Genomic DNA, 24,682 nt, shown 5'->3' on the forward strand with positions numbered 1-24,682 from the left:
ATAAAACAAAAGAAAACGTATTCTGTTCATTTTCCCTATCGTTTAAAACGAATGCAAAGTACACGGTTTTTGAGGGAACCATCAATTCCTATTATTGGGTTTCTATGTCCTGTTTTTGCGATTGTTCATCGTATCAACATCAAATATACTATCTTTGAAAACTAGAAATCTGAACAATATGGAGGAAAACATACCTATATTCGATATCCCTATGGATTTTATTGCCGGCGACAATATTACCGGGGATATTTTAAAACGCTATATCAACTACTCATGCAAAATGAAAGCCGTGCTCTTCGCTTTATGTGTAAAAGGCAATGTGCACGTCACACTCAATCTATCCGGACATACGATCAAACAGTATGACTTCTTGACACTGACTCCAGATTGTTTTATACAGATCAATGAAGTTTCACCGGATGCCCATTTCTATTATGCCTGCTTCTCACAGGAGTTTATGGAAAACAATAACCTGATATTAACTACGATCAAATTGCTTCCCATGTTGACGGAAGATCCCATCATACATCTGTCCGAGGACCTTACGCAACTCTACCTGGATGTTTTTAAACCGCTTTTGCATGCCTATTCGCTACCCTGTACTTTAGGGAATAAAGATATTATCAAGTCCATATTCACGATCTTCATGCAAGGGACGGCCGAGTTATATAAGAATCATGGGAAATGGAAAAATCCGTTATATACGCGCAGCAAGGAAATGTGCCGGGAGTTCATAAAACTTGTCATGTATCATTACACGACCCAACGCAATGTCGCTTTTTATGCAGAACACCTGGGAGTTACCGTTTCACATTTCTGTTCGACCATCAAAAAGGAGACGGGTAAGACGGCTTTGGAAATTATCACGGCCATTGTCCTGATGGATATTAAGGCACAGTTAAAATCAACCGATCTGCCCATAAAAGAAATAGCATTTTCATTAGGCTTCAATAATATGTCTTTCTTCAACCGGTATTTCAAAAGGCATACGGGAATGACACCGCAGGAGTTCCGTAATAGTTAACACCGGCCAGAGGGGATCGCTAGGATTTAAGCAGCCGGAGAAAATCATCCTTATAACTGGGAGAGATTTCTATTTCCGTATTATCTTCCAATACGATATATCCGCCCGAACCTTTATGGTACGACTTGACACAGTGAAAATTAATGATATGCGATTTATGCACCCGAACAAAGGGAAAGGGAAGTATCTCGCTGAAATATTTCAGGAAGCGACATACCATTTTCTTTGTTTTATCCTTCAGATAAATGTCCGTAAAATTACCGTTCCCCTGTAGACGGATAATATCTTCCATGCGGATCACTTCAAAACCTTCCAACGTGGGGAGGATCACCTGCCGCTTTTCGGGTTTAGGTTCGCGAAGGTTTTCTACCAGTATTTTATTCCGGTTGAATATTTCACGGTTTATAATATGCTGTTGTACCTTGTTTACGGCCAATATCAGTTCTTCGATACTCACAGGCTTCAGGAGATAATAAGCGGCGCTCTGGTTTAATGCCCGAAGCGAATATTCGGAGAATGCGGTCACAAAGATAGTTTCAAAGTACAGGTCTTTACATCCTTCCAATACATCGAAGGCATTCCCGTAAGGCATTTCCACATCGAGAAAGACCAACTGCGGCTCCAGTTCGTGCAATAGGGGAATAGCTGATTTACAATCGTGCGCCTCCCCGATAATTTCGACGGCAGGACAATATTTAGCCAGGTAATTCTTAAGTGCTTCGCGGGCAGCCGATTCATCTTCAACAATTACACTTCTTATTTTTTGCAGCATTTCCATATAAGCGTTCTATTATAATTCAGACATTAACAGATTTCATTTTGTCAAAGATAATAATAATACCCATAAAAAATCCCTTGCTTCAGACAATTACTGAAACAAGGGATTCTTGTATATTAACTATGGATAGTTCTTAGAACTTGCACATATTCAAATCCTTATCGATCAATAAACCATCGATTGCCTTTAAGCTGAATTTCACTTTGCGTTTAGCTTTCAGCTTCAGGACAAACAGGTCGGTAGTTCCTTCCAGTGTTTCCTTGTCGCCGAGATTAACGAAAGTAGGATACAGCGCTTTCTGGCCGTTTGTATGCAAACGGTCGTAAGTCAGGTTCTCCATTGCTTTCAGGTTCAACGGTTCCACGCCCACAAAATCATAATCCTGCTGATCGTAAGGCAAAGCAAAGCTCAGGGCATTAACTGCTTTGAGATCTTTTCCCGTTACCTTGACTTCCACGATCTCATCCTTGTTGTATGTCTGTTTCGGAGTGCTGATCTCGATCGTACCGGCCGCTTTTTCAGTACCCTGTTCTTCGATACCGCCATCCAGCTGAGTGGCAACGACCGAAATATCATAGGCATCGATCAGATTGTTCTGATTGATGTCACCTGCACTTACATAATCGAAATCGCTGTCGCCTTTACGCAGACCCGTGTAATTCATATATGAAGTAAGGTCGTTGCTATCGATCTTCTTATCGTTATTGATATCACCCGGCAGGTAACTTTCTGTTCCGGGAACTTTGAATACATACAATTCGCGGCCTGAACCGTAATTGCCTACACCTTCGGTCACATTCAGTTTGATGTAACGTGCTTTCGGTTTGTCCTTGAATTCGAACACCTTCACATCACCGTTACGTTCAAACCGGAAGGAGTCGACCGGAGTCCAGTTTTCTTTATCCATACTATAAGAAACGAAACCTCTCAACATCGTACCGTTACCACCATCCTGACGAGACAGGTAATGGAATTTATCCAGCTGATTCACTGTACGCAGGTCGATGATCATATCGAACGGTATGGCATTCTTGCGGTACTTCGTATGGAACATATCGCCCAGCTCGGCAAAGTCGAACAAACGGAAGACCTCGAAGCCTTCCTGTACTTCGGCCGTCACTTCGCCACGAATTCCCTGGATAGCAAATTCCAGCGGGTTAGACTTCGTTTTCGTACTGAATGTATTCCAGTCGGAATGACCGTCTTTATTGACTGCACGAAGTTTGAATGTGTAGTCTGTTTCAGCTTCCAACCCATCGAACAGCAATTCTGTATTTTTGATAGTAGTGTACAGCATGTTGTTGAATTCGATTTCATAGTAGTCGGCATTGCTTACCTTGTTCCAGGTTGGTTTCAGGGTATAAGCTTCTACGTTTTCGGCGGTAACCTGTCCGTTGGGAGCTGTTAATGTTCCGGTTGCTACCTTGTGTGTGTTAGCGGTGTTGAAGTTATAACCTTCAATATTCAGCGTAATTTCATCGGCAGTAATGTCGGTAGAAGCCAACTTAACCAATAATTGCGGATTCTTGGTAATCGTTACCTTTTCAAATTCGCTTCCCGGGGTTGCAAACTTGTTCAGGTTAGGGGCCGCATCGTAGAAGTAAACATTTTCACCTTTAGAGAATTCAGCCATTGAATGGACTTCGGCCAGTTTTACTTTGTTTTTACCGACTTTAGCTGCTACCTTTTTAGGCATTTCAGTAACATTGATACGCAACTCCGTTGCTTTCTCTTTCACAAAACCTTTAAAATTACCTTCTGTCGGATGAATTGTGATCGTTACATTATTTTTACCTTCTTTCTTGCCTACCGGAATTGTCTTATTTCCAAATACCAGGGTCAGGGTAGGATCATAACCGTCAACTTCCGATTCGATCAGTGTTGTAGTACCTTCGCCTAGTTTATAGGCTTCCGTCAGGCCATCATCATCGTATTCTGTGAACGAACTGTAACCTGCAGGGTAAAATTCATAGATACGCAGTCCCTTGTTGATTTCAGATACATTATTATTAGGATTCGTCATCGGAATAATTGCACCACTCTTCACGAATACAGGAAGTTTCCAAAGTGGAGAAGCGAAATTATTGATAACGCAGTTTCCTTCATATCTTTCTCCGGTGAAGTAATCCACCCAAACACCTTCCGGCAGATAAATACCATCACGGATATCGTTTCCTTTTTCATCCGCCTGTGTTTCCTGATAGATAGGAGCAACCAGGAAATAGGGGCCATACATAAACTGATATTCCGTAGCCTTGCCGTACGTGTACGGATTCGGGTATTCCAGGAACATGGCACGGATCATCGGTTTGCCGTCTACAGCTTCCTTCGCAATACTATACGCATAAGGCATCAACTCCGATTTAAGTTTCAGATACCAGCGGTTTATCGATGTAGCAGGTTCTCCAAGGGCATGAGGATATTTTTCGTTTGAGCCCCAGCCATCCATGTTCAATTCCATCGGCGTCCATGTTTTCCACTGAAAATCACGTGTATTCATGGCCAGGTTCTTTCCACCGAAGATACCGTCCATATCGGAAGTGATATTCGGTTGACCCGACAATCCCGAACCAATATAAGTCGGAATATGGAACCGGATATATTCCCATTGTCCGCCTGTCTGGTCGCCCGACCAGATACCGGCATAACGTTGTGTTCCTGCCCAACCATCGAGAGAGATAATGAACGGACGGGCATTGTTTCCATAATAAGGCATGATATGACCTACATCGGCTACACCATTCAGACCGAACGAATAACCGGCACCGACCCATGCCACATCTGTTTTCAATACACGCACACCAGCGTCACGTACCTCTTTCACTATATCGCGCTGCAATAGGGCACTGACTTCAGGTTTCGGGTGCAGATCCGATTGTGTCCAGAGTCCGATCTCCACGCCATTCTGATGAGCATAATCCGCCAGATTTTTCAGGTTTTGAATATTGCCATCCAACGTTTCGGTCTGTCCGTATCCGGCACCGTACCCATCGTTAGGCAACAACCAACCGAACGGCATATCATGGCTTTTATAACGGTCGATCACGGCACGGGCAGAGAACTGGTAATTGTTCTTTTCCCCGTTCAGCGATTCCTTAACACCACCGTTGTCTTTCTGGCTCTCTTTATAACGTTTGCCGTCTTCAAAGAGGATGCCTTTTTCGTCTTCCACCCAATAGTCGCGGTTGTAAGCGTTCAGATGTCCTTGGTAGAAACCGAACTTCGGCAATAATACCGGGTTACCGGTCAGCTGGTAGAAATCGTTCAACAGAGGTACGGCACCCTCATTGACCATATAGAAAGCATCCAGATAGTCGGTATCATGCGATAACTTCACAGTGCCTTTTTCAGCTGCTCCGAAATCATATTTACCCGGACTGAAGGTGTACCACATAAAGCCGTAACCGTTCGTCGACCAGTAATAAGGGTTAGGGGATGCTACACCACCGTCCGTCCAGCTATTCTGGTTTTCGATGGCGATCGCTTTCCCTTTGTGTGAGAAACGTCCGTTCTGCACACCGCCACCATAGAAATATTCATCCGGATTTTCTTTCAGTGTGAGGATTGTTTTACCTTTTTCAAACACTACCGGCTTCACTTCTTCCAGTGCGACCGTATTCGTTTTCAGATTGGTCACTTTCAGTAAGGATGTGTTCTTGTCCAACTCCAACTTTATATCTTTTGTACTGATAGATATAATGTTTCCGTCTTCTTTCACTGTGAGGGGAGCTATCGGTTTCCTGGGATTATCGACCAGGATCTGTGCTTCCGGCTTCGCTTCCGGGTCGCGGATAATGCCCCCATTGTTATCCTGGAAGATCCGGAAGATGTTTTCTCCATAAAAATCAAATGTCATTCTTTGATTATCGGAAAACAAAAGTTCAACCGTCGTGGGATTAATCTGTTTCGCCTGGACAATCTTCTTATCCTGCTGTATTTCCAGACATACATCGGTTTTCTGTATGCCTTGCATGGTTAACGGCGAAAGCAGCGGAAGGGTCAGTGCCAGGAGAAGCACCCTCTTCTGCTTTAGTTTTTTGATAGAGTCATTCATGTTATCAATGTTGTTTTAACGTATGAGATATATTAAACAGCAAACTTACGGGATATAATTATCATACGCAAGAAAATACAATTATATCCTGTCAGAAAACAGTAGCTATCAGGCATTGAAAGGGAATCTGATCCGCACGACAACGCCTGTATCTTCGCCTTCCTTTTCGGTTATTTCCATCGTTATGCAGGTGTTGTATAAACTATTCAGCAGGTTGATCCGTTCGTGGGTGTTTGTGAGGCCACGCGAGCGGTGTTCTTTCTGGTGACGGGTTTTCAATTCGTTGCTTTTTTTCAGGCCGATGCCATTGTCTTCGATCGTAACAGACAGATAGTTGCCATCTGCCTTAACCGACAGTTTCAGTAAGCCGCCCGACTCTTTATATCGCAGGCCGTGCCAGATCGCATTTTCCAAATGAGGTTGGATCAGCATATTAGGCACTAATACCCGGTCGGTATCGAGCGACTCGTCCACTTCTATCTCATAAACGAACTTATCATTGAAACGCATATGTTCCAGATCCAGATATTCTTTCAGTTGCTCCAGCTCGGTTGAAAGAGGTGTAAAATCCTTATTCGAATTCTCCAGGATATTCCGCATCAGGCGTGAATAGGAAGAGAGGTATTTATTGGCTTCCAACTCATTGTTCTGGGCGATAAACTGGTTGACGCTATTCAGGCTGTTAAAGATGAAATGCGGGTTCATCTCGCGCCGTAGCGACTGAAGGGCAATCTTCTTATTCTTCTTTTTGATCGAATACCAGGCTTTTACTATAAAAAGAAGGAACACGAGAACCAGTACAATCGATCCCTGCAATACATAGTTAAAGGTGTTCTTTTTCCTGATCAGTTCATCTTTCAAGGCACGTTCCTTTTCCAGTTGGGCGATCCGTGCTTCATGCGCCTGGAAGAATTTCTGATCTATCAGCGTGCTGTCAGCCTTGACCAGAGGTTCCAGCCTACCCATGAAGTCCGCATACAGGTCGAGTGCTTTACGCGGCTGATTTTCTTTCCGGTATTGTGCCACCAACTGTTCCAGACTTTTCTTTGCTTCCATCGTATGACCCTCTTTCAGTGCCAAGTCGTAAGACTCCTGCAAAGAAGCCAATGCTTTTACCTGCTGGCTGTCGGCTACATATACCTTTGCAATCTCCCTTTGTACCTTGATGACTTCCATCGGTTGATCTTTTACTTCTTCCAACGCACTGTTCAGGTTACTGAGGGCTGCCTGCTTATCATCCATTTTCATATTGACATAGGCCATCTGTTGAAAGGCCGCAACCCGGTCTTCCCGTTGTTCCGGCTTCTGAGAGGTATTCAGTATTTCTATATTTCTTTGAATATAAGGAGATTGACCGACCGGATTAGAGATATTCTTTAAGCGGTTGACATCATTCATATTCAATGCCTTAAAAGTTGTATCCTGCGATAAACGCCAGGCATTGTTATAACTGAGAATCGCTTCCTGTATCTTTCCCTGTGCTTCCTGCATCCGTCCGATCTCCCGGTCGATCTGGGCGGTCTTTTCCTGGTTACGGAGTTGATGGAATAAAGAACGGGCTTGGCTCAGATAGCTTTCGGCTTTCTTGAACTCACCCTGAAGGGCAAGCGTCTTGGCCAATGCTTCGTAATCGAGTGCTACCGACTCGTCCGACTTCCCACTTTCGAGCGATTTGGACAGATTCATTAATGCCTTTTTGGCACTGCTTTTCCGTTCAGTACGAACCGAGTCCTGTGCCCCGGCAGTCACAGAAAGACAGCTTAGCAGTAATATTGTCAGGTATGCAGCCAATTTATCCATATAGTTTCTATTGAGATTGTAAAGTAAACATATTTAAAACATTTATATCCTATATTTCACCAACTCAGAAGCCCGGTTCACCCATTCTGTCCGGAATCCTAACTTTTAACATCCTATTTTTGAACCATAAACCTATTAAAAATTTCTGAATATGAAAAGAATTATTCTACTATGCTTCTTATTTACAGCATTAACAACCGCAGTCGGCTGCGTACTGGAAGCCAGAAACGCAACCCCGAAAGCAGATCCGGCCATCGTTCAGGTAGCAAACACACCGGCCGCCAATAAGACAAAAATACAGGTCGCTATCCTTCTGGACACTTCCGGCAGTATGCAGGGACTGATTGAACAGGCCAAGTCACGCTTATGGAATATCGTCAATACATTGACCACCCTGAAGTTTAAAGGCGAAACACCGGAGATAGAGATCTCCCTCTACGAATACGGCAGCTATAAATTATACGGTGGAGACTATATCCGGCAAATCACTCCGCTGACCGTCGATCTCGACCTGATCTCCCAAGAGTTATTCGCCCTTACGACAAGCGGAAGCGAAGAATACTGCGGTACCGTCATCCGCAAGGCTGTAAAGGAACTGGAATGGGGACGCAACGAAAGTGATATGAAGTTGATCTATATTGCCGGAAATGAAATCTTCACGCAAGGTTCTGTCCCTTACAAAACAGCCATCGCCGAAGCGGTAAATGGTAATATCTTCGTCAATACGATCCATTGCGGCAATGAAGAAATGGGTATCCGCGACTTCTGGCAGGATGCCGCGATTCATGGAAAAGGTAAATTCTTCAATATAGATGCCAATGCCGTCACCCGCCAGATCAAAACACCTTTTGATCCACAAATCATTCTTTGTAACGAGAAACTGAACGATACATATATCAGTTACGGTAGCATTGGAAAGGAACGTAAAATAAACCAGGTCGTGCAAGACCAAAACGCCAATGCCATTTCATCCGCCAACTATACCGAGCGTGCCGTAAGCAAATCGAAAGCCGTTTATAAAAATACCTCTTGGGATCTGGTCGACAAGATGAAAGAAGATAAGAACATCTTGTCAAGCATCCGAAAGGAGGAACTACCCGAAGAGTTGAAAGGCAAATCGAACGAAGAAATAAAAAAGATCATCACCCAAAAAGAAGGGGAGAGAACCGCCCTGCAAAAGGAGATAGCCGAACTGGCAATCAAACGGCAGGCCTATATCGAAGAAGAACTTAAAAAGGAGGGAAGCGACAGCGGAGACGATCTAGGAAATGCTATCACCAGCTCGATCCTGACATTCGCCAACCTGAAAGGGTATACGGTAGAAACAAAGTGAATACAGACATTCAGGTAAGAGACAACCCTTCTCGGTTTTTACATAGTAATTTTACATAAAAACCATTCACCCTTCACTTTCATTACAGTAACAATCTATCGTATAGGTTATTACGATGAAAAATAGAAGGTGAATGGTTGGATAAAAGGGTGAAAGGTTTAAAGTAACCTTTCACCCTTCGAAGTATAAAGGAATACATATAAGGAAAGTAAGTTCAAAGCTATTGAAAGCTAAGACGAAGGAAGGTACTTGTTTACTTGCTGACGTAGGTCGTTAAGCTTACTGATGTACGTAGCAAAGCTTAACGACCTATGTCGGCAAGCTTAACGATCCATATTGAAAAGCGAAGAGGTTATAGTGTTTGAGATAAAAGTAAAAGACTTTAGAGTTACTAGATAATAGCCAGGCTTCTACTGTACGATAATATAAAAAAATAAGGTGAAGGGTTTAAAGAATCCCTTCACCTTATCATCCAACCATTCACCCGTTATTTTCGCTATAACACCTTGTATGACAAGGTGCTAACCTTATTCAGGTGAAGGGTGAATGGTTTATATAACATTTTTATATACAGTAAGCTGTTTTACTCTGTTAACCGATCATCTGAACACTGCGTTTGATGAACTGGCTCAATGCTTCGCCTTTCAGCATACCGTTGGCCAGTAATGCCAGGTCGATCAATTGGCTGACCAGCTTGTTGTTGCCGGCATATTCTGCCAGGATAGCGTTGCGTTGTGCTGTCAATTCGTCGATCTTATGGTTCGTGTTCGTCATATCTTCTTTTTCAGCAGAAGTAATTTCTTCTTCTTTCTTGCTGTTCTGAGCTTCGCGCAAATCACTCTGACGGGCTTTCCAGCCTTTCAGGTCAGCCAGGATCGGTTTCAGCTTTTCTTCGCAGTTCTGTTCTTCTTCGGAAAGAACTTTTTTAACCAATTCGTGATCTGTGTTCAATACCAGGTTGTAGTTGTCGGGCATTTCACCGTAGAAGGACATACCCGGCTGCATGGCCGACATTTCACGCATACGACGCATATATTCGCTCTGAGTCAGCATCACAGGGTTTGAATTTTCACCCAATGCTTCGAAAGTAACGATAAAGTCGGTCTTTTCGATCTTCGGCAGCTGGCTCCTGAACATTTCCTGCAAAGCGTTCTTCTGATCTTCATCCAGCGTTACTTGGTTGTTTGTGTCTTTACGGATCAGGTTGTCGATTGTATCGCTGTCAACACGCACGAAACGAGTCTTGTCGAACTTCTGTTCCATCTGGCTGATGGCATGTACATCCAACTGGCCGTCCATGATCAATACACTGTATGCTTTGTCTTTAGCAGCCTGGATATAGCTGTACTGGTCGTTTGCGTTTGTTGTGTACAGATAGATCAGGTTGCCTTCCTTATCTGTCTGGTTGGCTTCAACCAACGCTTTATATTCTTCGAATGTATAGTATTTACCGTCTACATCTTTCAAAAGAGCGAACTTGGCAGCACGGTCGTAGAACTTTTCGTCGCTCAGCATACCATACTGGATGAATAGTTTCAGGCTGTCCCATTTTTCTTCAAACTGGGGACGGTCGTTCTTGAACATTTCTTCCAGACGGTCAGCCACTTTCTTTGTGATGTGGTTGGAGATCTTCTTCACGTTCTGATCGCTCTGCAAGTAAGAACGGGATACGTTCAGAGGAATATCCGGAGAGTCGAGTACACCGTGCAACAATGTCAGGAATTCGGGAACGATACCTTCTACAGAGTCGGTAACGAATACCTGGTTGCTGTATAACTGGATCTTATTACGATGCAGGTCGAGATTGCTCTTGATACGCGGGAAATACAAGATACCGGTCAGGTTGAATGGATAATCCACATTCAGGTGAATCCAGAACAACGGTTCTTCCGACATCGGATACAGATCCTGATAGAACTTCTTATAATCTTCATCCGTCATGTCGGTCGGTTTACGAACCCATGCCGGAGTAATGTCGTTAACGATATTGTCTTGGTCGGTATCGACATATTTACCGTCTTTCCATTCCTGCTTCTTACCGAATGCGATGGGGACGGGGAGGAAGCGACAATATTTAGTCAGCAGGCCGCTAATCTTTTCCTTATTAAGGAAGTCTTGATTTTCGTCGTCGATATACAGGATAATATCGGTACCACGATCTTCTTTCTGCGTTTCTTCCAATGTATATTCGGGAGTTCCGTCGCAGCTCCATTTCATAGGAACGGCACCTTCCTTGTATGATTTGGTTACGATCTCCACCTTCTTTGATACCATGAAAGAGGAGTAGAAGCCAAGACCGAAGTGTCCGATGATGGCTGCTGCATCATTCTTATATTTTTCTACGAATTCTTCTGCACCGGAGAAAGCGATCTGGTTGATGTATTTGTCGATTTCTTCGGCTGTCATACCGATACCACGGTCAGAGATCTTGATGGTCTTGTCGTCAAAACTGACATGAACGGTCAGGTCGCCCAGTTCGCCTTTGAATTCACCGACGGATGAAAGGGTCTTTAATTTCTGTGTAGCATCTACAGCATTCGATACTAATTCACGAAGAAAGATTTCGTGATCACTGTACAAAAACTTCTTAATGATCGGGAAGATGTTCTCGCTTGTAACACCAATGTTTCCTTGTTTAGCCATATCGTTTATATTTTTATTATGTATTAATAATTCGTTTGACGATACGGTATAAACAAAAAAAATGCCAGATAGGTTCTATCTGACATTTTGACTTTATTACCGACAGAAACGGCTTATGCCTGTTCTTTCTTCTGTACGGATGTTACTATTTTCTGTTCATCCTTATTGAAGTCGACAACGATCTTATCGCCTTCGCCAACGGATGCACGGATAATCAATTCGGCCATTTCATCTTCCAGGTATTTCTGGATGGCACGCTTCAGCGGACGGGCACCGAACTGTACGTCGTAGCCCTTCGTTGCGATGAAGTCTTTTGCCTCGTCGGTAAGAACCAACTCGTAGCCCAGACCACAAACACGTTTGTAAAGTCCCTGTAACTCAATATCGATGATCTTATGGATTGCATCTTTATCAAGCTGGTCGAACATGATAATGTCGTCCACACGGTTCAGGAATTCCGGAGCAAACGCCTTGTTCAACGCTTTCTGAATCACACTGCGTGAGAAGTCCTTATCCATTTCACCGGCTGCCTGCGAGCTGAAACCGACACCGCGGCCGAAATCTTTCAACTGGCGTGTACCGATATTGGAAGTCATGATCAGGATCGTATTTTTAAAGTCGATCCGTCTGCCAAGACTGTCAGTCAGGCGGCCTTCATCCAATACCTGCAACAACAGGTTGAATACATCGGGGTGCGCTTTTTCAATCTCGTCGAGCAATACGACAGAGTAGGGTTTACGGCGAACCTTTTCAGTCAACTGACCACCTTCTTCATATCCTACATATCCCGGAGGTGCCCCGATCAGACGGGATACCGCAAACTTTTCCAGGTATTCGCTCATGTCGATACGTACCAAGGCGTCTGCCGAGTCGAACAGGTATTCTGCCAACTTCTTTGCCAGGTGAGTCTTACCGACACCTGTCGGACCGAGGAACATGAATGTTCCGATCGGTTTGTTCGGATCTTTCAACCCTACACGATTACGCTGGATAGCTTTTACAATCTTCTGCACGGCATCGTCCTGACCTACGACCTGCTTTTTTAGATTCTCTGCCATTTCCAGCAGTCTCAGGTTTTCGGCCTTTGCAATTCGCTGAACCGGCACACCTGACATCATAGCTACCACTTCGGCCACTTTCTCCTCGTCTACCGTTTCACGGTGTTCCTGCAATTCCTGTTCCCACTTGGCTTTAGCCGCTTCCAGTTGCAACAGGTACTGGCGTTCTTTATCGCGGAAACTTGCTGCCAGTTCGAAGTTCTGCGACTTGACGGCTGCCAGTTTTTCGGTCTTTGTATCTTCAATCTTTGCTTCCAGTTCTTCGATACTCTTCGGAACTGTGATATTAGATATATGTACGCGAGAACCGGCTTCGTCGAGTGCATCGATTGCCTTATCCGGGAAGTTACGGTCGCTGATATATCGTTCTGTCAGTTTCACACATGCATCCAGCGCCTCGTCGGTATAGATCACATTATGGTGTTCTTCGTAACGGGGCTTGATATTTTTCAGGATCTGCAATGTTTCTTCCGCAGTTGTCGGATCGACGATCACTTTCTGGAAACGACGTTCCAGTGCACCGTCTTTCTCGATATTCTTACGATACTCGTCAAGTGTCGTCGCACCGATACATTGTATTTCACCACGCGCCAAGGCCGGTTTCAGCATATTGGCGGCATCCATCGAGCCGGAGGCCGAACCTGCACCTACAATGGTATGTATTTCATCGATGAACAAGATGATATTCGGGTTCTTGGAAAGTTCGTTCAGAATCGCTTTGATACGTTCTTCAAACTGTCCGCGATACTTGGTACCTGCCACGATCGATGCCATATCCAGACTGATCACACGCTTGTCGAACAATACGCGTGACACTTTACGCTGGATGATACGCAGGGCCAATCCTTCCACGATAGCGGATTTACCGACACCCGGCTCACCGATCAGCACCGGATTATTCTTTTTACGGCGGCTCAGGATCTGTGCCAGACGCTCGATCTCCTTTTCACGGCCTACGATCGGATCCAGGCGGTTTTCCGAAGCAGCGCGTGTCATGTCCGTACCGAAGTTATCCAATACCGGAGTATCGTTCGGCGATTTCGGCTGGGCAGCACCTGCTCCCGCACCGGAAGAGGAGCGGGGGGATTCCTTGCGGGAAGAGAAGTCTTCTTCATCGTCGTCTTCGTCGTCGGTGTAACCATCGCTGATCTCATCGACTTCTTCCAGTTCTTCCATCCGGTTCATATCCGTACCGTTTATAAGATTATTGTATACATTGCGATAGTTTATACCGGCTTCGCTCAATGCCTTTGCTGCCACGTTGAATTCTTCCTTCAAAATAGCCAAAAGCAGATGTTCCGTGCCTGTCTCGTCTGTTTTGAACAAACGTGACTCCAGCATACTCATACGTAGTACGCGTTCTGTAGTTTTGCTGATGGCGATATCGTGTAGCTCGGACTCTTCCGTATCAAATGTATTTTTGATCTCTTGTTCGATTCTCTTCTTTATATCGTGTACGTCGGCGTGTAAATCATGTAATAACCGCATGGCTTTACCTTCACCGTCGCGTATGATACCAAGCATCAAATGTTCCGGCCCGATATAACTGTTCTGAAGCCTTGCAGCTTCTTCACGGCTATATTCAATAACGTCCATCAACCTTTTTGAATAATTATTTTTCATACCTATATGAATCCTATCTATTATAATAATGTACTGTGAATGCAAAATTAATAAACTCTCTCTATATAACTAACAAAATCCGTGCCATTATTCCTTAAGAAAACCCCAATATTTCTGAATAATAAAATTTCAGGGTAAAAACTTTCGTGATAAAGGGAAAAGCGTTACCTTAGTGCACTTTTTGAAAGGTGAGATATTGAGTGTAATTAATATAAAACTAAATGGTTGATCAAGACAGAATTATTAAGATTAACATCGAGGAGGAAATGAAATCTGCATACATTGACTATTCAATGTCTGTAATTGTTTCGCGCGCCCTTCCGGATGTTAGGGATGGTTTTAAACCGGTTCACCGTCGTGTGTTGTTCGGGATGAATGAATTAGGTAATACATCCGATAAACCTTATAAGAAATCTGCGAGAATTGTTGGAGAAGTTTTAGGTAAGTACCATCCGCACGGAGACTCTTCCGTATATTTTGCGATGGTTCGTATGGCACAAACATGGTCCTTACGTTATCCGTTGGTAGACGGACAAGGTAACTTTGGTTCGGTCGACGGCGATAGTCCGGCGGCAATGCGTTACACCGAAGCACGTTTGAGCAAGCTTGCCGAAGAAATGCTTCGTGATATTGACAAAGACACAGTAGACTTCCAGCTGAACTTCGATGACACGCTGAAAGAACCGACAGTACTTCCGACTCGTATCCCGAACTTGTTGGTGAATGGTGCTTCCGGTATCGCAGTAGGTATGGCAACGAACATGCCGCCTCATAACATGAGTGAAGTGCTGGATGCTTCTATGGCCTATATAGATGCCCGTGGAGACATCGACGTGGAAGGCTTGATGGAATATGTAAAAGCTCCCGACTTCCCGACTGGTGCAACGATCTATGGTTATGCAGGTGTAAAGGATGCTTTCGAAACCGGTAGGGGACGCATCATTCTTCGCGGTAAAGCTGAGATCGAAGTAGAAAACAATCACGAAAAGATCATTATTTCAGAAATTCCTTACCTTGTTAATAAGGCAGAACTGATCAAGTATATCGCCGACCTGGTTAACGATAAACGTATCGAAGGTATTTCTAACGTAAACGACGAGTCAGACCGTAACGGTATGCGTATCGTTGTCGATGTAAAACGTGATGCAAACTCCAGCGTTGTTCTGAACAAATTGTATAAGCTGACCGCTTTGCAATCTTCTTTCAGTGTAAATAATATCGCCCTGGTCAACGGCCGCCCGCGCCAGTTGAACCTGAAAGACATGATCAAGGCTTTCGTCGATCATCGTCATGAAGTGGTGATCCGCCGTACAAGATTCGAACTGAAGAAAGCGGAAGAAAGAGCTCATATCCTGGAAGGTCTGATCATTGCATCCGACAATATCGATGAAGTAATCGCTATCATCAAATCATCCAAGAGCCCGAACGAAGCGATCGAGCGTTTGATGGAACGTTTCTCTTTATCAGATGTACAGGCTCGTGCTATCGTAGAAATGAGACTGCGCCAGTTGACCGGACTGGAACAGGATAAGCTGCGCGCTGAATACGAAGAGATCGAGAAATTGATTGCCCGCTTAAAAGAAATCCTTGAAAACGAGGATACCCGTATGGAAGTGATCAAAGATGAATTGCAGGAAGTAAAAGATAAATACGGTGACGAACGTAAAACGGATATCGTATATGCTTCTGAAGAACTGAATCCTGAAGACTTCTATGCTGACGATGAAATGATCATCACGATCTCACACATGGGTTACATCAAACGTACGCCGTTGAGTGAATTCCGTGCACAGGGACGTGGCGGAGTAGGAGCCAAGGGTTCTGAAACACGTGATGCAGACTTCGTTGAGTATATTTACCCGGCTTCCATGCATGCCACCCTGCTGATCTTTACGGCAAAAGGTAAATGCTATTGGCTGAAGGTATTCGAAATCCCCGAAGGAGCGAAGAATGCAAAGGGTAGAGCTATCCAGAACTTATTGAATATTGAACCGGATGATAAAGTAAATGCTTTCATCCGCGTTAAAAAACTGACAACTGACACTGAATTTATCAACTCACATTACCTGTTGTTCTGTACAAAGAAAGGTGTTATCAAGAAAACATTGCTTGAAGCATACTCACGTCCGCGTCAGAATGGTGTGAACGCTATCACACTACGTGAAGACGACGGCCTGATCGAAGTATGTATGACTAACGGCAACAATGAAGTCTTGATCGCAAACCGCAACGGACGGGCTATTCGTTTCCACGAAAGTGCGGTGCGCGTCATGGGACGTACAGCATCCGGAGTAAGAGGTATGACATTGGACGAAGATCCTTCCGATGAAGTAGTAGGAATGGTATGTATCAAGGATAAAGAAACCGATACAGTATTGGTTGTTTCTGAACAGGGTTACGGAAAACGTTCGATCGTAGAAGATTACCGTATGACCAACCGTGGTGGTAAGGGTGTAAAAACACTTAACATTACAGAAAAGACCGGTAAACTTGTTGCCATCAAAAATGTTACAGAAGAAAATGATATCATGATCATTAATAAATCAGGTATCACTATTCGTATGAAGGTAACCGACTTGAATGTAATCGGCCGCGCCACACAAGGTGTCCGACTGATCAACTTAGGTAAACGTAACGATGAAATAGCCTCTGTATGTAAGGTTTTATCCGAATCGGAAGAGCAGGTGAACGAAGAAAATGCTGAACAGGACGCTCAGAATGAAAACAAAGGAGAAATAACCGATTTTGGAGGATCTGAAGATATCGCTAACGATACTGAGGAGACAACAAATGAATAATTTAAACAAATAGAAATATTAATCTCAAATTACTATCACAATGAAACGATTATTATTAACAGTTGCATTATGCGTTGCAGCATCATCTGCCTCTTTCGCTCAAAAGAAAGCCGTTAAGGAGGCACAAGGAATAGCAAAAGGAGACAAGGCTGATTTCACTGAAGCCAGAGCATTAATCAAGGGCGCATTGGAAAATCCTGAAACAAAGGATGACGCTCAGACTTGGTATGTTGCCGGTTTTATCGAAGATCAGCAGTTCAGTGCAGAAAGAACAAAACAAATTCTGGGACAGCAACCGAACGAACCGGTTATGTACGATGCATTGATCGCTATCCTTCCTTATTTCAAGAAAGCTTACGAACTGGATCAGCTTCCGAATGAAAAAGGTAAAATCAAACCTAAATATTCTAAAGATATCAAGAGTATCTTAAGTGCTGACCACGTATATTATTTCAACGGTGGTGCTTATTATTTCGATCAGAAAGATTATAAGAAAGCATACGATTTCTTCAACCAATATCTGGAAATCTCTGAATTACCGATGTTCGAAGGCACTCAGACTGCAGAAAAAGACTCTACATTCATGACTGTTCAGTTCTATGCTGCTGTTGCTGCTACTCAGCTGGGAGATTCTCCTACGGCTATCAAGGCATTGAGCCGTGCTAAAGACACAGATTTCAGACAGAATGATATTTATCAGTATCTGGCTTACGAATATCAGCAGGCTAAAGACACTGTAAACTTTGAAAAGGTACTGGAAGAAGGTATGGCTAAGTTCCCGAACGAAGAATATTACCTGATGAACCTGATCAACAACTACATCTATTCAGGCAGAAACGAAAAAGCTATCGAATATTTGAATACAGCTATCGCTAAAGATCCTAACAATTCACAGCTATATCACGTAATGGGTATGGTTTATGAAACAGGTTTGAAGGATTATGCTAACGCTGAAAAGTACTTCTCAAAAGCATTGGAACTGAATCCTGAAGCAGTTGAATCTCTGTCAAGTCTTGGCCGTGTATATTACAACCAAGGTGTAAACAAACAGGGTGAAGCTAACATGATCAACGACAGCAAGAAATATCAGGAAGAACTGACAGTAGCTAAGGATCTTTTCAAGAAAGCTCTTCCTTATTTCGAAAAAGCTCACCAGCTGAAACCGGATGAATCAGAATATAAGATTGCCTTAAGAGGTATCTATTACAACCTGAATATGGGCCCGGAACTGGAAGCTATCGAAGCTGAAATGAACAAATAATAATCATTTCTATTGAATACAAAAATAGCCGTCCCAATCGGGGCGGCTATTTTTTTGTCTTAGAAGATCCCTGTCTTTACAGATAAGGGATAATCGTTATGTAAATACCGGTGATAATAGCCGATGTAATGACACCCGAGATATTGGCGCCTAATGCATCCCCTAAAATGAAAGAGTCCGGATTCTCCTTGCTAACCAGCTTCTGGGCAACCTTTGCAGTTGTAGGTACACAGCTCACAGCTGCGATACCGATTACCGGGTTATAGTTGCCGCGTTTAATGAAATACATAATATAACCGCCCATAATACCTCCGATACCGGAAAGAAGCAATGCTGTAACACCCAACACCAGCAATTTCAGAATCTTAGGATCGAGAAGCAATTTGGCGTCACACAATACACCGAGCAGTAACCCTAACATGAAAGTTGAACCATACAATAACGGCCCGCTCACAAAATCATAAATATGTTTCATGCCTGATTCACGAACGGCAACTCCCAGGAACAATGAAAAGAAAAGGGGAGAGGCTACAGGGAATAAGAAGCTCAAAACTGCACACAAAATAACGGCAAATGCAAGTTTAACCTTTGCATCATAATTCTTAGGCGGCTTGGTAGTCGTCATCTTTATAGCACGCAACCGTTGCGGGATCAGGAGTTTTACCAGGTAAGGATATCCTCCGTAAGTCAGTCCCAGATACAAGTAAGCAACTACCGTAATAGGAACAAACAAATGTTTTGCCAAAATCAATGACGTAAACAGAACCATCGGGCCGTCAGCACCGCCAACCATAGCAACAGAAGCACTTTCCTTTAAAGACAAACCGAATGCACTGGCAATAGGAACTGTCAGGAAGGTTCCCAGTTCGGCACAAAGAGCCAGAAAAAGACTGGCAAATGGTTTCTGAAGCAAAAAGCCGACATCCAGCAAAGTCCCGATTCCCATAAACACAAAACAGGCTATCAAGCCATTACTAAAGGTAAGCGTATATACAGGTTGGAGAAAATCAATCTGCATCGTATTCATTAATTCGTCCGTATTAGAAAGCATCGGATCCAGAAACAGGTTTCCCAGGCCACCTTCAGGCATCATCAGCGTACCACAATTGATCGCAACCATACCTAATCCCATAGGGATCATTACCATAGGTTCCAAAACTCCTTTCCAGCCTAAATACACGAGTAGGCCGCCAAGAGTAATCAAAAAAACACGAGCTACTGCCAGTACCCATCCACCGGCAACCATTGTTCCAAATCCCTGGAACAAACTTAAAAAATCAACGTTTTCCATATCTGTCTTTTATTTATCGGTAGAAGGATTTTCTTCTTTGTTTGTATTGCTTTTTCTTATCATCTGTTCTTTTTTCTTCAGATACATAATACGAGTATCCTGTGGATAATAATAATCCATCAGATCCAAATGAGAAGCACCGTGGCTTACACCATGATAATATCCGGAAGGTTTTATATGAAGAAGGTCGCTGTTTACACCTTGACGGAATTCTTCGCGTTCATCATCCGTTTGTTCTTCTTCGTTAACGGAATCCAACCCGAGTATTTCACCAATCTTGGCACGCAACTTATTGAGTTTGCTAAATTGTGAAAGTTCTTCACTATGATGAAACTCCAGAGAATCGGCCCAAACTGAAATAAGTTTGATCACACCGGCCACTATAAACCCAATAATGAAGGTCAGAGCCATCATTTCCAGGGTAGAAAGTAATAGACTTAACATAATTATTTAATTTAATATCTGATATAATATGCCATATAGGCACACGATTAGTCACTGTCTGCAATCGCACGCAGACAATAAATAGAAATAATCAAAAGAGATAAGCTAAATAATTATTTTTCGCAACACGTAGACCCAATGGCCTGATCGCATACGAAGAGTGGAGAATTTTATAGATTGTGTTATTAAAAAGGTTTCAGAGACTTTATTCAGTATCTTTTGTTCCTTTTGCAGAAATAGTTCGAGAAGTCGGGTTGTTACTTTAAACGGACGCTCACATCTTGTGGAGATAACTAACGTACGGGTAGTAAGACAATAGGTTGTATTATGTCCCTGGTTTAAGTCGTAATTTTTTAATTCGTCCTGTAATGGGTGTTTTACGTTATTGCAGATGAAAGTCATTTCCTGTGGAGATAAAATATCTTTATCTTCAAGCTTTACCTGCATATTTAGCAATAGCAGAAACAGAAATGATAATATCAGCAATACTTTTTTCATCGCGCCGCGAAGATAGAACAGTTATTTAACATACAACACTCTTTAGATAATAAATGTTGAAAAAATTTGTGTTGATCGGGGATCTCAAGGGGAAATAAACGATAGATAGAGAGTTTACAAATATCTATTAAACATAATGAGAATTATAAATAATACTAGAATAAAGATATCCGGAGCCACATATCGGTAATAAAAGCATACAGGCAATAAAAAATCCGTATATAACTTCACAGTTACATACGGACCAAACAAATAACAAACTCTACTTATATGAAAAAACAAATACTACTAACATAATTATTACAGAATCTTGTAAGTCCTGTTTATCATTATAACAATGATAAGGTTTATTTAGTTCTGAATACAGAATAAATTTCTGTTATTTCTAGCATGTATAAGATCCAGAAATATTATTCTCGCATGAGAACTATATTTTATTCGATATTATAACAAAGCGCTTATTATTTATGTTTCAGGATCATATGCTAATAAATGTTAAAAAGACATGTATGTATCTCGGTTGATACTCTACATGCCTTTTTGTCCTGATGTATATATAGCCTCTATACAAACGCGATATACATATCCATGTATTTGTTATTCTGTCGATTAGTTCGGTTTTCCTTTGCTATTTTTTCGCAATCTTCCATATCCATTCCATTCTCAGGAATACTCCAGTACCACAACATGGGTGCTTGATTTTCTCTTTCTGTTGTTTCCATTTTTTTCCATTTTTAGTTCAACTTTATATATGAGACAGAGAAAATGAAAATACCCCTATCAGCTTACCGGATTATTTGAAAAAAAGTTTTTTTGCTCCTTTTTCAACCTACAGAAGCTGTTTTTGTTATGTTATATCCTAGACATCCTACGAATTACATGCATTTTTGTCAGACTAAAAATTACGATTATGATAAATTATGAGACAAATGAGAGTTATCCACTCTTACGTGATTGCTTCGAAAAGTTGATTCGTATCAAAGCTGAAGCAGGTAAAGAAAGAACAGCTGCAAATTATCAGAGTTCCTGGAACAAATTATCGGCCTTTCTTGGCCGCAAAGTAAACCAGGTCACAATAGCTGATTTTACCCCTAGTATGATACAACAGTATCTACTATGGCTCATGCAAAATGAACGTTCCAAAAACACTACCCTTACCCCGGGCAGTCAGGACTTTTATCTGCGCAATTTGAGAGCCATGTATAACAAGGTTGTAAAAGAATTACGATTTATGCCGCCAGCCGGCAATCCTTTTACGACTTTGCATATAAAAGTACCCTCTACCCGCAAAAGAGCACTTCCCAAGGAAGAGATTAAGAGACTGTCTGAACTTGACCTCTCTGCAACCCCTCACCTGGCTTCTGCTTTACATCTGGCGCTATTCTTGTTTTATGCCCGGGGAATGTGTTTTATCGATGCGTTCAATATGCGGCAGGAGAACATTAAAGATGATTATTTACATTACAGGCGTAGTAAAACCGGAGCTTCCCTGCAAGTAAAGATCACTCCGGAAATGGTCAGGATCATACGTATGTACAGGCAGAAATATAATCCCTGGTTGTTTCCGTTCCTACATGAGAAAATGCAAGGCGTTGGCTACGTTAGTGCTCAGTCGGCTCTGCATCGTACCAACCGTTATTTGAACGAGATCGGAGAAGCACGGGGATATCTCCATCCGCTTACTACTTATGTGATGCGTCACAGTTGGGCGTCAATGATGCTGGAAGCGGGTACCGAGATTGGCGTTATCAGCCAGTCGCTGGGACACATGTCGTTGCAGACAACAGAAATTTACCTCGGGAAGTTATCTGTTTCCAAGATAGACAGGGCTGCCGATAACATGCTTAACAACCTGATACGCAATTCTGAAATCAAACCGGAAAAGGTAGAGACAAAGCGTAGAAATCAGGTTGTGAAAAAGAAAATTTCGAAAGCTATAATTCCGATGACCTCGAATAAAATGTCAATCGCCAGGAAATGCAAAAATATTCTGGCATTGATAGCGGTTAAAATATTCCAGACAACCTGGTAAATATATTTCTTTATCAGATGGGAAAAAACAGGGGACGTATTCTAACGTCCCCTACTCTATTATACTTTTTGAAAACTCTGATTTATTCATGATACTAAAAATCTACTTTATTTTCTATTGTTTCTACTTCGTCGAATACGGCGACATTGCCGTTGGTGATGGTGACACGCAGGTCGGCGCTATTGGCACCTGTTATATTAACCGTCAGTTTGTAATGATGATCCCGGCGAATATTATAGTCGTTAGTCAGGTTAGAACCTAGATAGAAACGATATTCTACATCGATCGGATCTTGGACATAATTTCCACCCGACTGAGTTTTATTATAATAATATTTGCCTTTTAGCGTCAGATAAGTACAGCCGTTCAGATTACCACCGGGGCCATTGCTCACGATATTCTTTCCCTGGAATGTAAGTGAACTTCCTGTTCCCCGGATATTTTCAGGCATGTAGAAACTTACTGGTCCTCCATTTGTACTAACACTGGATAATATTATCGGATCTGTTTCTATATCATTGATATCCGGATAATTAGCATTACCTCCTCCTCCGGCATATAAAGCCATATTTTTAGGAATATTAGTTATTGTGGCTTCACTCACTTCAAAGAAATCATTTGAATTTGTTGGAAACTTTACATTCAATGTTAACTTGGCATAAGCTCTGTAGATTAGTATAATATAAAAATCACTTGCAATTTTAGAAAAGGCATCATCTGCTGTTTTTATCTCTAACAAATATCCATTTTCTTTACCTGTAAATCCATCTGTTATATATCGACAATTAAGAATATTATCACTTCCCGAATTATATTGGACAATCCATGCATTTGAAATCTCTGTTGATTCACTAGCATCTCCTAAAACAGCTTTCGTTTCTACATCTATAGATTGAGGCTGCTGTACACAAAACCGAAAACCATCATTAGATGTATCTTCTTCTGAAGAACTACAACCGGTGGTAAAAAGACATGAAATGAATGTCAGTAATACCGGTACATATACTATTATTTTATTTTTCATAAGCTCTTTTTTATTCACCTACTTGATCTGTAGACAGATCTTCTTCAGTATAGTCCAACAAAGAAACCGTCATATCTCCAGGTTTAAGGATTCCGAAGAATGTCAGCGTAAAATCAAATTTATATCTCATCCCTGTTATTAATGCTTTGGAAACAGAAGCCTTATAAGTAAAGTTATCAGAAAGAATGATAACCTGACCGTTATTGTCTTTTCCTGTATAGGTAACATTCAGAACCAGTTCAAATAATAAATCGGTTAAACCATCCACAGGTAATAAAACTACAGGATTAAGATTATCATGTGGTTGTGTAGCAAACTCGGGCATACTGAATCCAGTTACCATATGCTCGTTAGTCTCTGTATATGAAGGATTATTATCCGTACTCCAATCTTTTTCTCCTAATTTGTAACATAACGGTGAAGACAAATTCTTAATTGTTATACTCTGGACCTTTAAATCCGAAACCGGTACGGGTGAATTAGATTTTGCTTTCACCGATAGATCGATTTTTGCCCCTAAGCGACTAAACGGAGCTCGCAGCGATACTGTCATCTTATTCTCACCGGGCTTTTCGGGCTGTATAACCTCATTGGTGATGATATTATACATAAAGTCGTTTCCATTATCAACTGTTATGGAATTAGTACCTTCAGGCAGTTTCGGAGCAGTATTTGTATTGTTGGAAATCATGTAGAAGTCGTAACTTCCACGATAAAGCGATAAATTACCTTCCGATTTACCATTCTCATCCTTAACGGTGTATACTGCCGATGCTATAGGCTTCGTAAGATCTGTTTCACCGGCTTTGAAAGCATAAATCCGGAAGGCTGTTCCTACAGCCATCTTTACCGTGGGCTTTGTTTTCTCGTCCGCCTTGGATACTACTGCATTATATAAGTTGAAAGAAAGGTCTATCGGCTCCCCTTCTCCCTGTTGCTCACCGGAGTCCGGCAAACTGCCGTTGCATCCGGCCAGCAAAATGCAGCTAATCGAGATTATCAGTTTATTCATCATTTTCAT

General features: G+C 42.3%; 15 protein-coding genes. 5 read left to right on the forward strand and 10 right to left on the reverse strand.

Features of this window, described 5'->3' with window-relative positions; genetic code table 11:
• The first annotated feature begins 178 nt into the window (after positions 1-178).
• Positions 179-1,024, forward strand: a complete 846-nt coding sequence (locus HMPREF1536_RS20380; RefSeq protein ID WP_028729306.1) for a helix-turn-helix domain-containing protein — start codon at positions 179-181, stop codon at positions 1,022-1,024.
• Positions 1,025-1,043: 19 nt separating this feature from the next.
• Here the strand turns inward: HMPREF1536_RS20380 and HMPREF1536_RS20385 are convergent, their stop codons facing one another.
• The 3 genes from HMPREF1536_RS20385 to HMPREF1536_RS20395 all read right to left on the reverse strand — a co-directional run bounded on the left by HMPREF1536_RS20385 (position 1,044) and on the right by HMPREF1536_RS20395 (position 7,656).
• Positions 1,044-1,802 (reverse strand): LytR/AlgR family response regulator transcription factor, encoded by a 759-nt coding sequence (locus tag HMPREF1536_RS20385; RefSeq protein ID WP_028729305.1) that lies wholly within the window; start codon positions 1,800-1,802, stop codon positions 1,044-1,046.
• A 133-nt stretch (positions 1,803-1,935) separates the two neighbouring features.
• On the reverse strand, positions 1,936-5,856 hold the full coding sequence (locus HMPREF1536_RS20390; protein WP_028729304.1) for a TIM-barrel domain-containing protein: 3,921 nt from the start codon (positions 5,854-5,856) through the stop codon (positions 1,936-1,938).
• 108 nt (positions 5,857-5,964) lie between these two features.
• Positions 5,965-7,656 (reverse strand): histidine kinase, encoded by a 1,692-nt coding sequence (locus tag HMPREF1536_RS20395; RefSeq protein WP_028729303.1) that lies wholly within the window; start codon positions 7,654-7,656, stop codon positions 5,965-5,967.
• A 151-nt stretch (positions 7,657-7,807) separates the two neighbouring features.
• Between HMPREF1536_RS20395 and HMPREF1536_RS20400 the strand changes: the two genes are divergently transcribed.
• Positions 7,808-8,989, forward strand: coding sequence for a VWA domain-containing protein (locus HMPREF1536_RS20400; protein ID WP_028729302.1), 1,182 nt, complete (start codon positions 7,808-7,810; stop codon positions 8,987-8,989).
• A gap of 591 nt (positions 8,990-9,580) precedes the next feature.
• Here the strand turns inward: HMPREF1536_RS20400 and htpG are convergent.
• A complete protein-coding gene (htpG, locus tag HMPREF1536_RS20405) occupies positions 9,581-11,632 on the reverse strand; it encodes a molecular chaperone HtpG (RefSeq protein WP_028729301.1) in 2,052 nt (683 codons plus the stop codon).
• 113 nt (positions 11,633-11,745) lie between these two features.
• Positions 11,746-14,313, reverse strand: coding sequence for an ATP-dependent Clp protease ATP-binding subunit (locus tag HMPREF1536_RS20410; protein WP_028729300.1), 2,568 nt, complete (start codon positions 14,311-14,313; stop codon positions 11,746-11,748).
• Between the two features lie 221 nt (positions 14,314-14,534).
• Here HMPREF1536_RS20410 and gyrA point away from each other — a divergent pair, with 221 nt between their 5' ends.
• Together gyrA and HMPREF1536_RS20420 are read left to right on the forward strand one after the other, a co-directional pair.
• Positions 14,535-17,111, forward strand: coding sequence for a DNA gyrase subunit A (gyrA, locus tag HMPREF1536_RS20415; protein ID WP_028729299.1), 2,577 nt, complete (start codon positions 14,535-14,537; stop codon positions 17,109-17,111).
• Between the two features lie 40 nt (positions 17,112-17,151).
• A complete protein-coding gene (locus HMPREF1536_RS20420) occupies positions 17,152-18,372 on the forward strand; it encodes a tetratricopeptide repeat protein (protein ID WP_028729298.1) in 1,221 nt (406 codons plus the stop codon).
• A 76-nt stretch (positions 18,373-18,448) separates the two neighbouring features.
• Here HMPREF1536_RS20420 and HMPREF1536_RS20425 read toward each other — a convergent pair whose 3' ends face one another.
• The 3 genes from HMPREF1536_RS20425 to HMPREF1536_RS27960 all read right to left on the reverse strand — a co-directional run bounded on the left by HMPREF1536_RS20425 (position 18,449) and on the right by HMPREF1536_RS27960 (position 21,327).
• Positions 18,449-19,663, reverse strand: a complete 1,215-nt coding sequence (locus HMPREF1536_RS20425; protein ID WP_028729297.1) for a sodium ion-translocating decarboxylase subunit beta — start codon at positions 19,661-19,663, stop codon at positions 18,449-18,451.
• A 9-nt stretch (positions 19,664-19,672) separates the two neighbouring features.
• Complete coding sequence (locus HMPREF1536_RS20430; RefSeq protein ID WP_028729296.1) at positions 19,673-20,107, reverse strand: hypothetical protein; 435 nt, start codon at positions 20,105-20,107, stop codon at positions 19,673-19,675.
• Positions 20,108-21,168: 1,061 nt separating this feature from the next.
• Positions 21,169-21,327, reverse strand: a complete 159-nt coding sequence (locus HMPREF1536_RS27960; protein ID WP_167331518.1) for a hypothetical protein — start codon at positions 21,325-21,327, stop codon at positions 21,169-21,171.
• Between the two features lie 188 nt (positions 21,328-21,515).
• Here HMPREF1536_RS27960 and HMPREF1536_RS20440 point away from each other — a divergent pair, with 188 nt between their 5' ends.
• Positions 21,516-22,637 (forward strand): tyrosine-type recombinase/integrase, encoded by a 1,122-nt coding sequence (locus HMPREF1536_RS20440; RefSeq protein ID WP_225608028.1) that lies wholly within the window; start codon positions 21,516-21,518, stop codon positions 22,635-22,637.
• A gap of 94 nt (positions 22,638-22,731) precedes the next feature.
• On the opposite strand, the gene HMPREF1536_RS20445 is transcribed toward HMPREF1536_RS20440, so the two are convergent.
• The gene (locus tag HMPREF1536_RS20445; protein WP_028729293.1) at positions 22,732-23,661 is read right to left on the reverse strand and encodes a DUF4906 domain-containing protein; all 930 of its coding nucleotides are present in this window, start codon (positions 23,659-23,661) and stop codon (positions 22,732-22,734) included.
• A gap of 10 nt (positions 23,662-23,671) precedes the next feature.
• Complete coding sequence (locus HMPREF1536_RS20450; RefSeq protein WP_044193145.1) at positions 23,672-24,682, reverse strand: fimbrillin family protein; 1,011 nt, start codon at positions 24,680-24,682, stop codon at positions 23,672-23,674.

The organism is Parabacteroides gordonii MS-1 = DSM 23371, assembly GCF_000969825.1.
GTDB classification, from domain to species: Bacteria; Bacteroidota; Bacteroidia; order Bacteroidales; family Tannerellaceae; genus Parabacteroides; species Parabacteroides gordonii.

Excerpts from the sequence above, each read along its gene's own strand:
- HMPREF1536_RS20380 (WP_028729306.1), top strand. The coding sequence starts at position 179 with ATGGAGGAAAACATACCTATATTCGATATCCCTATGGATTTTATTGCC.
- HMPREF1536_RS20385 (WP_028729305.1), bottom strand. The coding sequence starts at position 1,802 with ATGGAAATGCTGCAAAAAATAAGAAGTGTAATTGTTGAAGATGAATCG.
- HMPREF1536_RS20390 (WP_028729304.1), bottom strand. The coding sequence starts at position 5,856 with ATGAATGACTCTATCAAAAAACTAAAGCAGAAGAGGGTGCTTCTCCTG.
- HMPREF1536_RS20395 (WP_028729303.1), bottom strand. The coding sequence starts at position 7,656 with ATGGATAAATTGGCTGCATACCTGACAATATTACTGCTAAGCTGTCTT.
- HMPREF1536_RS20400 (WP_028729302.1), top strand. The coding sequence starts at position 7,808 with ATGAAAAGAATTATTCTACTATGCTTCTTATTTACAGCATTAACAACC.
- htpG (WP_028729301.1), bottom strand. The coding sequence starts at position 11,632 with ATGGCTAAACAAGGAAACATTGGTGTTACAAGCGAGAACATCTTCCCG.
- HMPREF1536_RS20410 (WP_028729300.1), bottom strand. The coding sequence starts at position 14,313 with ATGAAAAATAATTATTCAAAAAGGTTGATGGACGTTATTGAATATAGC.
- gyrA (WP_028729299.1), top strand. The coding sequence starts at position 14,535 with ATGGTTGATCAAGACAGAATTATTAAGATTAACATCGAGGAGGAAATG.
- HMPREF1536_RS20420 (WP_028729298.1), top strand. The coding sequence starts at position 17,152 with ATGAAACGATTATTATTAACAGTTGCATTATGCGTTGCAGCATCATCT.
- HMPREF1536_RS20425 (WP_028729297.1), bottom strand. The coding sequence starts at position 19,663 with ATGGAAAACGTTGATTTTTTAAGTTTGTTCCAGGGATTTGGAACAATG.
- HMPREF1536_RS20430 (WP_028729296.1), bottom strand. The coding sequence starts at position 20,107 with ATGTTAAGTCTATTACTTTCTACCCTGGAAATGATGGCTCTGACCTTC.
- HMPREF1536_RS27960 (WP_167331518.1), bottom strand. The coding sequence starts at position 21,327 with ATGGAAACAACAGAAAGAGAAAATCAAGCACCCATGTTGTGGTACTGG.
- HMPREF1536_RS20440 (WP_225608028.1), top strand. The coding sequence starts at position 21,516 with ATGATAAATTATGAGACAAATGAGAGTTATCCACTCTTACGTGATTGC.
- HMPREF1536_RS20445 (WP_028729293.1), bottom strand. The coding sequence starts at position 23,661 with ATGAAAAATAAAATAATAGTATATGTACCGGTATTACTGACATTCATT.
- HMPREF1536_RS20450 (WP_044193145.1), bottom strand. The coding sequence starts at position 24,682 with ATGAAAATGATGAATAAACTGATAATCTCGATTAGCTGCATTTTGCTG.